Genomic DNA, 12,229 nt, shown 5'->3' with positions numbered 1-12,229 from the left:
AGATCGATCGGCGATACATGCAAACGGGGGGCCGGTGAGCAGACGCGCATTGAGGCAATGGCGGGAGTGGCGCGACCGCAATTTTCCGGAGCGGCAAATTATTTTCCGCAGTCGCGGCGACGTACGCTATGTCGCGCTGTCCGGACGCACCCAGCTCATGCTCGGCATCGGCGTCCTCGCCTTCGCCGGCTGGATTGGTTATGCCTCGGTGAACGCGATCTACCGTGACACCCTGCTCGAAAGCCGTGACCGCCGCATTGCCGAACTCACCATTGCCTATGAGCGCCTGGCGCAGGATTTCGAGCGTAATCAGGAAAACTTCCTGATCGCCTCGCGCGACCTGGAAGATCGCTACCGCCGCCTGCATGACATGGCGTCGAAGGCACAGGCCGATGCCGCCACCACGAATACCGCCGATGCCAAGGCAGCACCCCGTCCTGCTGACAAACCGGCCAATGCCCTGGCCAGCGCTGCGCTGCCGAAAGCTCCCGAAACCAAACCCGATGCAAAGGCTGAAGCCAAGCCCGCCGAGAAGCCGGCCGAGAAGGCTATCGAGCTGGTGAAAGCGCAGCCGGTGAAACCCGAATCGGCGGCAAAGGAAGAAGCAGCGGATGCCACGCCGCGCAATATCGAAGACCTGGAAGCGATGCTGCGCAGCAGCCGCCAGAAGGGCGCCGGGCAGCCGGCACCGAAAGCGGGCGAGATCGAAAGCCGCATCCTGGCGCTGCGTGGCCGCCAGCGCGATGTGCTCGACGATCTCAATCAGCGTACGGATAAAAATGTTGCCGCCTTGGAAAAAACCCTGCGCGGCACCGGCCTGGATATCGACGCGCTGATGAAACGCCATGCCGCCGCCCGCGCCGAAGTGGGTATCGGCGGGCCGCTGCGCACCGTGGCCGATGCCGCGGCGCAGCCGACCGCCCAAACCGGCAATGCCGATGCTGCCTCGCTGGCGCTGGCTGACCCGATCGACCGCGACGTGGCCAAGCTGGAAGGCAAGCTCGGCCGCTGGGGTGAACTGGTGGCGCTGGCCCAGCGCCTGCCGCTGGCCTTGCCGGTAAACCCGGAAGAAACCGAGACTTCGAGCGGCTTCGGCCGCCGCATGGACCCCTTCACCAAGCAATGGGCCTTCCATGCCGGGCTGGACCTGATCGGCCCGCGCAATGCGCCGGTGCTGAGCACGGCTGCCGGCGTGGTGGTGTTTGCCGGCCGCAAAGGCCCCTATGGCCGTGCCGTGGAAATTGACCATGGCCTTGGCATCAAGACGCGCTATGCTCACCTCAACACGATTGGCGTGCAGGTGGGTGACGTCGTTTCCTACAGCAAGCGTATCGGCACCATGGGCTCCACGGGCCGTTCCACCGGGCAACATCTGCATTACGAAATTCTGCTGGACGACGAACCTGTCGATCCCGGCAAATTCATCGAGGCGGGCTATCATGTTTTCAAACAGCAAGAAGACGCAAACGCCGGGCGCCAGTAAGGCCCCGCCTTCGCTGCTCAGCGTCGGCCTGACGGTCAATGGCGACCTCGCCTCCGAAGGTGAGGTGCAGATCGATTGCGTGGTGAACGGCGATGTCTCGGCCGAACGCCTCGCCATCGGGGAAAATGCCCGCGTGGTCGGCGAAGTGGTGGCCGATCATGTGCTGATCCGCGGCGAGGTGATCGGCCGTATCCGCGCCAAGTCGGTGGAACTCGACAAGACCGCCCGGGTGCGTGGCGATATCTGGCACGAACTGCTCTCGATTGCCGCCGGCGCCAAGATCGAAGGCCTGTGCAAATTCGCCGAGAACCCGCGCGAAGCAGCAGCGAAGTTCAGCGTGGTGACGCAGATCACCCACAACCCGGACCCGCAGCCGGCCCCGGGGAAGGCTGAAAAGGCCGACAAGATCGAGAAGGCCGAGAAGCAGGCCGAAGCCCTGCGCGCCAGTTCGTAACCCCTACCCCGCGAATCCACCGGTAGCGAGAAACCGCTTCACCGCGGCGATGACGCGTTCATCGTCGCAGATGAAGGTATGCGCCACATCCAGGCTGAGGAAATCCGTCATCCCCGGCAGCATGGCGGAATCGAGCTCCACCGTGCCGTCATGCGGCTGCGGATTGCCCAGCAGGGTGTTGAACCAGCTTGACGGATTGAGCGGATGAAAGCCGCGCGTGCCGGCAATCACGCCGATTTCCGCCTGCGGCAACCCGAGCTGCTGAAACCATGCCGCGTCGCGGCCCAATTCCAATACCGGGCGGCCGAACAGGCGCGGCAGATCGGCCAGCAACGGCACCTCCTCGAAGCGGCGCAGAATACTGACGCCCCGGTTCGGTGAAGCAATCAGCACCAGCCGGCCGAGCGGAAATCGCACCGGCTCGATCAGGCCGGCACGGATGATCAGGCCGCCGAGCGAATGACCGACGAAATGCGTCGGCTTCGGCTCTTTGGCGAGATCGGCACAGAGCGCGCGGAACAAGACCACCAGTTCGGCGATGCTGTGCCGCCGGCTCGGATAATCCCAGTTAATCACATCATAGCCTGCCTCACGCAGGGAGGCTTCCAGCCTGGCAACCGAACGCCGGGTGCGCGACAAACCATGCAGCAGCACCACACGCTGCGTTTCAGAACCGGCAATCATGGCAGCAGATGCGCAATCGAATAGGCGTAGTAACCGAGGATCGGCTTGTCGGCGGCATTGAGGCGGTAGAGCCCGGCATCATCGCGCAAGATGATGCGCCGCAGGCCGAGCATGCGCAAGCCGGTCTCGATGGCATAATCGAGATCGCCGCGCGGCACATAGATGCGGGCACCTTGGCCCTCCAGGCGCTGGATCAGATCGAGGCAGCGTGCCTTGATCTCGACGCTTGAAAGCAATGCCCCCTCGCCCGCCTGCAACAGCACCTGCGATACCAATGCAGTCGGCAGCACCGGCACCACGGCACCGACCCGCTGCATCAGTTCTGAGCCCAGCGCCGCGACATGGCCGGAGCGCGCCTCCTTCTCCACCAGGCGCAGATCACCGGCACCGCGCTGCTGCAACCAATGGCGCAGCGAAAGCGGCGTGCCGAAATTGACGCAGGCATAGCCGAAGCGGTACCAGCGCCCGGAAATCGCACGCAGCAGGTTACGGCCGGCAAAACGCAGCACGGTGCCGATGGCAGCGCTGGCGCTGACCCGCTTGGCATCGGGATCCAGCTTGCGCAGCAGGCTGCGGTCTTCCAGCACGCGGTCGTAATTGATGCCGACCGGCACAAACACCACATCACGCCCTTCCGCCGGATCGAAGGCGCGCGCCAGGTAATCCAGCAGGCCGAGCTTGGGCTGGCGTATCCTGCCATCCAGGGTCAGGCCGCCTTCCGGGAAAATCGCCTGCGGCACGCCGCCGGCCGTGGCGGTCTGCACATAACGCTCCAGCACCTTGCGATAGAGCGGATCGTTGGAATTGCGGCGGATGAAATAGGCCCCCATGGCGCGGATCAACTGCTGCAACGGCCAGACCCGCGCCCACTCGCCCACGGCATAGCTCAAGGCGGCCTGATCGGCGGCAAGATAGGCCACCAGCACATAATCCATGTTCGAGCGATGATTCATCACGAACACCACCGTGGCATCGCGCGGCACGGCGTCCAGGCCAGCAGAGTCGGTATAGCCGACGCGGACACGGTAGAGCGTGCGGGCCAGCCGGCGGGCCAGCCAATAGCCGACACGGAAATAGAAATAGGCATTGAAGGCCGGCACGATCTCGCGCGCATACCGCTCCACCTGCGCCATCGCCACTTCGCGCGGCATTTCGCGTTCCCGCGCATGCGCCTCGGCGGCGGCCACCACCTGCGGATCATAAAGCAGCCGGTCGATCAGGGATTGCCGCCGGGTCAGCGTGATCGGGCGCAATTTGAGTTGCAGCCGCTGGTTCAGATCATCGATCACGCGGTTGAGGCGGCGGCGCAGGAACCAGCGCACGCCCGGCACCAGCAGGCGGTCGGCCAGGCCGATCGCCGCGAGAAAAGCTGCCAGCACCGCGAACCACAGCGGTATCTCGATGGTCTGATCCACGCCCCTCGCCTCCCCAGGCTAGATGGGGCCGCGCGGCTTCTACTCGGCCTTGGCCCCGACCTTGGATGCTAACTGGGCAGCCATGAACCTGTCCAGGTCGCCGTCCAGCACGCCCTGGCTGTCAGAGGTCTCCACATTGGTGCGCAGGTCCTTCACCATCTGGTAGGGATGCAGCACATAGGAGCGGATCTGGTGGCCCCAGCCGATATCGGTCTGGCTGTCGAGCACGTTCTGCTTCTCGGCCTCGCGCTTCTGCAATTCGCGCTCGTAAAGCCGGGCCTTCAGCATCTTCATCGCCTCGTCGCGGTTGCGATGCTGGCTCTTGTTGGTCTGGCAGGCGACCACGATGCCGGACGGCATATGGGTGATACGCACGGCGGAATCGGTCTTGTTGACGTGCTGGCCGCCGGCGCCCGAGGCGCGGTAGGTGTCGATCCGCAGATCCTTCTCCTGCACATCGATCTCGATGCTGTCGTCGATCACCGGATAGGTGCCGACAGAGGAGAAGCTGGTATGGCGCCGCGCATTGGAATCGAACGGCGAGATACGCACCAGGCGATGCACGCCGGTCTCGTTCTTCAGCCAGCCATAGGCATTCGGGCCGCTGACCTTGATGGTGGCGGATTTGATCCCGGCCTCTTCGCCTTCGCTTTCTTCCTGGAATTCCACCTTGTAGCCATGCTGCTCGGCCCAGCGCACATACATGCGCAACAGCATCGAGGCCCAGTCCTGGCTTTCGGTGCCACCGGCGCCGGCATGCACTTCAAGGAAAGCGTCGTTGGGATCGGCTTCGCCGGAAAGCAGGCTCTCAAGCCGCGCCTTCTCGACCTCGGCGCCAAGCGCACCGATGGCGGCTTCCGCCTCGGCCACCACATCGGCATCGCCCTCGGCTTCGCCCATGTCGATCAGGTCGATATTATCCTGCAGCGATTGCTCCAGCTTGCGCTGGGTGCCGATCTGGCGGTCCAGGCGATTGCGCTCACGCATCACCACCTGGGCTTCGGTCGGGTTGTTCCAGAGGCTGGAATCTTCCGCCTTGGCGTTCAGTTCTTCGAGCCGTTTAACCGAGTTATCCCAGTCAAAGAGACCTCCTCAGCAGTTCCAACGACTGCTTGATCTCATCGGCTACGGCCTTGATTTCGGCACGCATGGCAATAATCCAGGGCAAATGGTTAATTTCGCGCCGGACCATAAGGGCCTATGGCGCCGCTGTCAATTTCCGCTGTGCTCAGAAGCCGGTCAGCCGCCGCGCTGCTGCTGCACCAGTTTCCGCATCGCTTCCAGCGGGATGGCGCCGGGCACGATCTCGTCGCCAATGATGAAGCCGGGCGTCCCCTGGATACCGAGCTTGGTCGCCAGCGCCAGGTTGCGTTCAATCACCTCGGCCACCCGGGGCGCGGCCATGTCTGCCTTCAGCTTCGTCACGTCGAGGCCGCTTTCCTTGGCGATGCGGAGCACCTCGGCCTCGGACAGCTGGCCGCGATGCGCCATCATCGCATTGTGGAAACCGAGATACTTGCCGGTCTGCTGCTGCGCCGCGATGGCGGCGCGGGCTGCGGTAATGCTATCCGGCCCCAGCACCGGCAGTTCCTTCAGCACCACGCGCAGCTTGGTATCTTCCTTCAGCAGCGCCAGCACCGAAGGCTGCACCTGCTTGCAATAGCCGCAGCGGTAGTCGAAGAACTCCACCAGCGTCACATCGCCCTTCGGGTTGCCGGCGACATGCGACACGCCGTCATCGAAGATTTCCTTGCGGTTTGCCGCCAGCGCGGCTTTGACCGCCGCTTCCTGCTGCTTCAATTCCTGCCAGGCCTCGGTGATCAGTTCCGGATGCCGCACCAGCACTTCCAGCAGGCGCGGGCTTTCCAGCAGCGACTCCTTCACGGCATCGCGCAATTCCTGCGGCACCGGCTCGGCCTTCTGCTGCGCCAGCGCCGGACCGGCAAAGCTGGCAGCAAGCATGAGCAGAGCAATGAACAGACGACGCAACAGCAGCATGGGGAATGTCCTGAACTGGGTGAAACGGTTGCGGACTATGGCCGCAGGGAGGGGCGCGATACAAGCCACGTTACAGTGATGGCCACGAAACAGTGATGGGCGACCTCAGCGGTTGCGCATTTCGCGCCGGCGGTCCTTGGCGGCGGCAATCACATCCTGCGCCCTGAGCCAGCCCGGCGTGCCTTCCTTCAGCAGCCGCTGGGCGCGCTCGGCCTGGCCCTGGGCATCGCGCAGCGCGCCTTCGATCAGATAGCGTTCGGCGCTGGCCAGCGACGCCATGCCGATATCGCCGCTGCGGCCATAGGCAATGGCAAGCTGCTGCCAGGCAGCGGAGCTTTCCGGCTCGCGCTGCACCACATCCTTGAGGATGGTGACGGCTTCCGGCAGCAGGCTGTTGTCTTCCAGCGCCACCAGCACGCGGGCATAGCCATAGGCCAGCAGCGGCTCGCGCGGCCCCAGTTCATGGGCGCGGCGATGCGGCTGCAACGCGTCGCGCACGTTGCCCATGTCGATCAGGATGTCGCCCTTGAGTTCGTGATAAAATGGATCGTTCGGGAACTCGGCGATCAGGCTGTTCACCTCGGTCTGGGCGCGGGTGAAATCCAGCGCGCGGAAATAGGCAAAGGCGCGGGCATAGCGCGCATAATGGCTGGTATCGCTTTCCGGGTATTTGCGCAGGGTGGCGCCAAGGCCGTCGAGATAGCCCATCAGCTTGGCCTGCATGCGCTTGAAGCGTTCGATATTCTCCGGGTTGTCCGGCACCTTGGCATAGCGCGACTGCTCGGCGCGCGCCGTCAGCGCCGCCACGCGGTCGGCGGAAAGCGGGTGGGTACGCACATAGGGATCCTGGCGGTCCGCCTGCAATGCCTCCTGGTTGGCCAGGATTTTCATGAATTCGACCAGCCCCATGATGCTCTGCTGGGTCGAATCAAGGAAATTGGCGCCGGCCTGGTCGGCGGCAGCCTCCTGCCCCCGGGTGAAGGAAAGGAAATTGCGCTCGGCGATCTGCTGCCCGGCCAGGATGCCGGCCACGGCGGCATCCGGGTTGCCGGAAGCGACACCGGCGGCAACACCCAGCAGCATCGAGGCGATCATCAGCGCCGAGGCATTGCCGAGCGAATCCTCCAGGCGCGACAGGTGGCCGCCGGAGATATGGCCGATTTCATGGGCCAGCACGCCAATCACCTGGGCCGGGGGCTCGGCCCGCTGCAACAGGCCGGTATGGACGAAAATACGCTGCCCGCCAGCCACAAAAGCGTTCAGGGAGCGGTCGTTAACCAGATGCACCTGGACCGAGTCGGCGGTCAATCCGGCCGCCGCCAACAGTGGCACGGCATAGGCGCGGATGGTATTTTCGATCTCGGCATCGCGCACCAGCGATACGCCACGCCGCTGCGCCAACGCTTCGCCTGGCAACACCACCGCGAGGGTGGGCAGGATAGCGGCAATGGCGAGGATAAGGGCGCAACCGGCCGCAATGGGTCGGCGCAGAGAGGACCAGCGTAAAGCCATGAGAAATTCGAGTCCGAACCGGCTGGAGGTTTCGTCCCAGCCCTTCAAAGGTAGGCAGCAGGCCGGCCTGCGTCAATGCACCGCCCCCTCGCTTGCCCTGGCCCTCACCCTGCTGGTGCTGGCGGGTTGCGGCAAGAAAGATGCGGAACCCAGCGATCCGACGCCCCAATCCGCCAAGGGTTTCACGGGTGTGGTTGCCGCCGATGAACCGCGCGCAACGCTAGTGGCCCGTAACATTCTTGCAGCCGGTGGCAGTGCCGCCGATGCCGTGGTTGCCGGCACCCTGGCCATGGCCGTCACCTATCCCACCGCCGTGTCGCTTGGCGCCGGTGGCCTTTGCGTTGCCGTCGACCCGGCGCGCAAGCGGGCCGATACGATAGAGTTCCTGCCGCGCCTGCCGGCCGGTGGCGGCAGTGTGCCGATCCCCGGCCTGCTGCGCGGCATGGCCATGCTGCAGGGCGTCTATGGCACCCTGCGCTGGGAAGCCGTGGTGTCTCCGGCCGAGGCGCTGGCGCGGTTCGGCGAGCGCACCAGCCGCGCCTTCATGCAATCGGTGCAGGAGGCCAATCCGCCTGCCATCGGCGATCCGGCCCTGGCCCGGCTGCTGGGCGGCCCGACCGGCGCCCTGCGTGCCGAGGGCGATCTGCTGGTGCAGAACGAACTCTCCTTCGTGCTCGGCCGCGTCCGCAGCGCCGGCCCGACCGATTTCTACCAGGGCCAGGTGGCCCGCCAGATCATCGCTGACTCGGCCCGCATCGGCGGCGCCATCAAGGAAGACGATCTGCGCGGCTATGCCGCCGAAGTGACCAAGCCGATCGAACTGCCGTTCCAGTATGCGATGACTGTTTATGCCTCGCCCAATGCACGCGGCGGCGCCACTTCCGCCTGGCTGGTGGAACAGGGCTTCAGCCCGGCCAGTGCCTTCAGCATCCAAAGCGTGGGCAGCGCCAAGCCGCGCGAATTCGCCACCGCCATCGGCCAGGCCTATCGCGGCCTGGAAGGCAATGCGCCGCTGTTCGAGCATGGCTCGGCCAGCATTTCGGCCATCGACAAGGATGGCCGCGCGGTGTCCTGCGCCATCGGCCTGGGCCGTGCCTTCGGCAGCCGCCGGATCGGCACCGAAACCGGCATCCTGTTTGCCGCCACACCAGGCATTGCCGGTGACGAGACGCCGTTCCTCGCCGCCATGGTCGCCGCCAACTACACCGCCAAGCAGAGCTTCGCCGCCGCTGCGGTGAGCGGCGGCGCGCCCGGCCCCGCCGCGCTGGCGCAGGTGATGATCGAGGCTTTCACATCTAAGCTGCGGCTCAACCAGGTGCTGGCCAAGCCGCGCCTGTTCCAGCCCGGCCCGCAGGCACCGGTGATGCACGAAGCCGGTGTCGATGCCGCCATGCTTGGCGCCATCACCCAGCGCGGCGTGCCGCCGGTGGAAGTGCGGCGCCTTGGCCGTGTAACCATGACGGCGTGCAGCAACGGCGTGCCGCGCAGCCCCGAAAGCTGCCGTGGCGGTGCCGATCCGCGCGGCTTCGGCCTCAGCGCCGGCGATGAATTCTGATCTGGAGTAACGCGATGCCCAGCGTTGTGAAGCCGCTTACCGGCCCCCTGCCCTCACGGCGCGGCGCCATCGACCCGTTCTTCGTCATGGAAGTGATGAAGGCCGCCGCCGCGCGCGAAGCCGCTGGCGGCGACGTGATCCACATGGAAGTGGGCCAGCCCTCGACGCCGGCACCGCGCGCCGCCATCGAGGCCGCGACCAAGGCCGCGCAGACCAATCCGCTGGGCTATACGCTGGCTCTCGGCGTGCCGGAACTGCGCGAGGCGATCTCCGGTCATTACCGGCAGTATTATGGCCTGGATGTGCCAGCGGAACGCATTGTCGTCACCACCGGCTCCTCGGCCGGCTTCCAGCTTGCCTTCCTCGCGGCTTTCGATGCCGGCGACGAAGTGGCACTGGGTGAGCCGGCCTATCCGGCCTACCGCAACATCCTCAAGGCGGTCGATCTGGTGCCGCAGATGATCGTGACGGAAGCCGAGACCCGCTTCCAGCCGACACCGGAAACCATCCAGGCGGCAGCGCCCAATGCCAAGGGCGTGCTGGTGGCAAGCCCGGCCAATCCCAGCGGCTGCATGCTCGACCACGCCTCGCTCGCCGCCCTGGTGCGCGATTGCGCCGCGAAGAACCGCTGGCTGATCGTCGATGAAATCTACCACGGCATCACCTATGGCGGCCGCGCGGAATCCGTGCTGGCCCTCACCGACCAGGCCATCGTGATCAACAGCTTCTCGAAATACTTCTCGATGACCGGCTGGCGGCTCGGCTGGATGGTGCTGCCACCGCAACTGATCCGCGCCGTGGAATGCCTGTCGCAGAATTTCTACATCTCCGCCCCCGGCATCAGCCAGGTGGCCGGCATCGCCGCGCTCTCGGCCTATGACGAGCTGGAGCAGAATGTGGCGCGCTATGCGAAGAACCGCGAGATCCTGCTGAACGAACTGCCGAAAGCCGGTTTCGACAAGCTGGCGCCGGCCGATGGCGCCTTCTACATCTACGCCGATATCTCGCGCTTCACCAATGATGCGCAGGATTTCTGCACCCGCCTGCTGCTGGATACCGGCATCGCCGCCACCCCCGGCTTCGATTTCGACCGTGGTCGTGGCCATTACTTCATGCGCTTCTCATTCGCCGGTGCCACCGAGCGCATGATCGAGGCCGCGCGCCGGCTGCACGCCTGGAAGAAGTAACGGCCGAACTGATCAAAAAAGGCGTCATGCCCTGCGCAGGCAGGGCATCGACGAGTTTGCTTTCACAAAAACAAAAAAATACGCATGGATGGTCCGCCTTCGCGGACCATGACCGCATTTGTTACTTGCTGAACGTGAAAATCACTCCCGTGGCCCGGGCCATTCCGGCCGGGGGTCAGGCGCCACCACGGTCATGTTGGCGCCCTCGGTGGCACGCACCGGCACCTTGCTGTGGTCGAAATCGTCCAGACATTGGATGTTGACGCCGTAATGATCCGGCGCGGCGCGCTTGCGGTGAAACGTGTAGATGCCGCAGCGCGAGCAGAAATAATGCTTGGCGCGCTGCGTGTTCCATTGATAGAGCGTCAGCGCCTGCTCACCGGACGTAATGGTCAGGGCGCTTTCATGCACCTTGGTCATCAGCGCGTTCTTCTTGGCACAGAGCGAGCAGTCGCAGGTGGTCAGTTCGGTGATCTCCGCGTCGATGCGGAACGTCACGGTGCCGCAATGGCACGAACCACGGTAGCTGCCCATGCCTATTTCTTATCAGTGTCGTAGGGATTCTTGCTTTTGCGCAGCATGACGCGGATCGGGATGCCCGGCAGATCGAAGGCATCGCGGAAACCGTTGATCAGATAACGCTGGTAGCTTTCCGGGATGGTTTCGGCCCGCCCCGCGAATAGCGAGATCGTCGGCGGACGGGTTTTCACCTGGGTGCCATAGCGGATGCGCACGCTGCGGCCATTGGCCAGCGGCGGCGCATTCTTCGCCAGCATGAATTCCAGCCAGCGGTTGAAGGCCGCCGTGCCGATGCGGGTATTCCAGCGTTCATACTGCTTCATCACCGCCGGCAGCAGGCGGTCGAGATGGCGGCCGGTAAGCGCGGAGAGCGTCACCACCGGGATGCCGCGCGCCTGCGGCAGCGAGGTCTGCAACCGGTCCTCGATCTCGCGCAACGCCTTGGCGCGGTCTTCCACCAGATCCCACTTGTTCACGGCGATCACCAGGGCGCGGCCCTCGCTCAGCACATGATCGGCGATGGTCAGGTCCTGGCGGTCGAAGCCGAGATGGCCGTCCAGCATCAGCACCACCACCTGCGCCATGCGGATGGAATAGAGCGAGTCCGCGACGGAGAGTTTTTCCAGTTTCTCTTCCACGCGGGACTTGCGCCGCATGCCGGCGGTATCCACCAGGCGGATGCGGCGGCCCTGGTATTCCCAGGCGATGGTGATGCTGTCGCGCGTCAGGCCCGGCTCCGGGCCGGTGAGCAGGCGGTCGGTGCCGAGCAGCGCATTGATCAGGGTCGATTTGCCGGCATTGGGGCGGCCCACCACGGCAAGCTGGATCGGCCGCGTCGGATCATCCGGTGTCTCGACATCCACATCAACATCGACCGGCAGCAGCGCGCCTTCGTCCTCGACTTCCTGGATTTCTTCTTCCGGGGCGCCGACATGCGGCAACAATGCGTCATGCAAGTCAGACAAGCCCTCGCCATGCTCGGCGGAAACCGGCAGCGGCTGGCCAAGCCCCAGGCCATGCGCCTCGGCCAGCCCTGTGATGCCAGAGCGGCCTTCGCATTTATTGGCCAGCAGCAGCATCGGCTTGCGCCGGCGGCGCAGCCATTTGGCGAAATGCTCGTCCAGCGGCGTGATGCCGGCGCGGGCGTCGATCACGAACAGCACCACATCGGATTCAGCTACGGCCTGCTCGGTCTGCAGCCGCATGCGGCCAGCCATGGTTTCGTCTTCCGCGTCCTCAAGGCCGGCGGTGTCGATGATGATGAATTCAAGATCGCCGAGCCGACCCTGGCCTTCGCGGCGGTCACGCGTCACGCCCGGCGTGTCATCGACCAGCGCCAGGCGCTTGCCGATCAGCCGGTTGAACAGCGTCGACTTGCCGACATTGGGCCGGCCGACAATGGCGACTTTGCGTTGCATTGGA

At 64.9% G+C, this 12,229-nt stretch carries 11 protein-coding genes; 4 read left to right on the top strand and 7 right to left on the bottom strand.

Going from position 1 to position 12,229, the window contains the following annotated elements; translation table 11 throughout:
* Nucleotides 1-157 precede the first annotated feature (157 nt).
* Nucleotides 158-1,483 carry a peptidoglycan DD-metalloendopeptidase family protein gene (locus tag ACQY7X_RS16590; protein WP_428246528.1) on the top strand — a complete coding sequence of 442 codons (1,326 nt, stop codon included), beginning with the start codon at nucleotides 158-160 and terminating at the stop codon, nucleotides 1,481-1,483.
* Entirely contained in the window at nucleotides 1,440-1,937 is a 498-nt protein-coding gene (locus ACQY7X_RS16585) for a bactofilin family protein (protein ID WP_428246527.1), read from the top strand. The genes ACQY7X_RS16590 and ACQY7X_RS16585 overlap by 44 nt, the downstream gene beginning before the upstream one ends.
* Before the next feature lie 3 nt (nucleotides 1,938-1,940).
* On the opposite strand, the gene ACQY7X_RS16580 is transcribed toward ACQY7X_RS16585, so the two are convergent.
* From ACQY7X_RS16580 to ACQY7X_RS16560, 5 genes are all read right to left on the bottom strand, one after another.
* Entirely contained in the window at nucleotides 1,941-2,621 is a 681-nt protein-coding gene (locus ACQY7X_RS16580) for an esterase/lipase family protein (protein WP_428246526.1), read from the bottom strand.
* Nucleotides 2,618-4,036 carry a 1-acyl-sn-glycerol-3-phosphate acyltransferase gene (locus ACQY7X_RS16575; protein WP_428246525.1) on the bottom strand — a complete coding sequence of 473 codons (1,419 nt, stop codon included), beginning with the start codon at nucleotides 4,034-4,036 and terminating at the stop codon, nucleotides 2,618-2,620. Before ACQY7X_RS16575 ends, ACQY7X_RS16580 begins: the two co-directional genes overlap by 4 nt.
* A 39-nt stretch (nucleotides 4,037-4,075) precedes the next feature.
* Nucleotides 4,076-5,186 (bottom strand): peptide chain release factor 2 gene (gene prfB / locus ACQY7X_RS16570; RefSeq protein WP_428246524.1). Its coding sequence is split into 2 segments (ribosomal slippage): nucleotides 4,076-5,116 and nucleotides 5,118-5,186, totalling 1,110 coding nucleotides; the frame shifts between segments, so codons are not numbered across the junction.
* Nucleotides 5,187-5,275: 89 nt separating this feature from the next.
* Nucleotides 5,276-6,034, bottom strand: coding sequence for a DsbA family protein (locus ACQY7X_RS16565; RefSeq protein ID WP_428246523.1), 759 nt, complete (start codon nucleotides 6,032-6,034; stop codon nucleotides 5,276-5,278).
* A gap of 105 nt (nucleotides 6,035-6,139) precedes the next feature.
* Nucleotides 6,140-7,546, bottom strand: a complete 1,407-nt coding sequence (locus ACQY7X_RS16560) for a M48 family metalloprotease (protein WP_428246522.1) — start codon at nucleotides 7,544-7,546, stop codon at nucleotides 6,140-6,142.
* Between ACQY7X_RS16560 and ACQY7X_RS16555 the strand changes: the two genes are divergently transcribed.
* Entirely contained in the window at nucleotides 7,545-9,101 is a 1,557-nt protein-coding gene (locus ACQY7X_RS16555; RefSeq protein WP_428246521.1) for a gamma-glutamyltransferase, read from the top strand. The genes ACQY7X_RS16560 and ACQY7X_RS16555 overlap by 2 nt on opposite strands.
* Nucleotides 9,102-9,115: 14 nt before the next feature.
* A complete protein-coding gene (locus ACQY7X_RS16550) occupies nucleotides 9,116-10,288 on the top strand; it encodes a pyridoxal phosphate-dependent aminotransferase (protein WP_428246520.1) in 1,173 nt (390 codons plus the stop codon).
* A gap of 141 nt (nucleotides 10,289-10,429) precedes the next feature.
* On the opposite strand, the gene ACQY7X_RS16545 is transcribed toward ACQY7X_RS16550, so the two are convergent.
* Both ACQY7X_RS16545 and der read right to left on the bottom strand, forming a co-directional pair.
* Complete coding sequence (locus tag ACQY7X_RS16545) at nucleotides 10,430-10,822, bottom strand: GFA family protein (RefSeq protein WP_428246519.1); 393 nt, start codon at nucleotides 10,820-10,822, stop codon at nucleotides 10,430-10,432.
* Between the two features lie 2 nt (nucleotides 10,823-10,824).
* A complete protein-coding gene (der, locus tag ACQY7X_RS16540) occupies nucleotides 10,825-12,225 on the bottom strand; it encodes a ribosome biogenesis GTPase Der (RefSeq protein WP_428246518.1) in 1,401 nt (466 codons plus the stop codon).
* Nucleotides 12,226-12,229: the final 4 nt, after the last annotated feature.

Source organism: Ferrovibrio sp. (assembly GCF_965278975.1).
In the GTDB taxonomy this organism is placed as follows: domain Bacteria; phylum Pseudomonadota; class Alphaproteobacteria; order Ferrovibrionales; family Ferrovibrionaceae; genus Ferrovibrio.
Note: the sequence above shows the minus strand (reverse complement) of the source record. Positions and strands in the feature narration are given on the sequence as shown.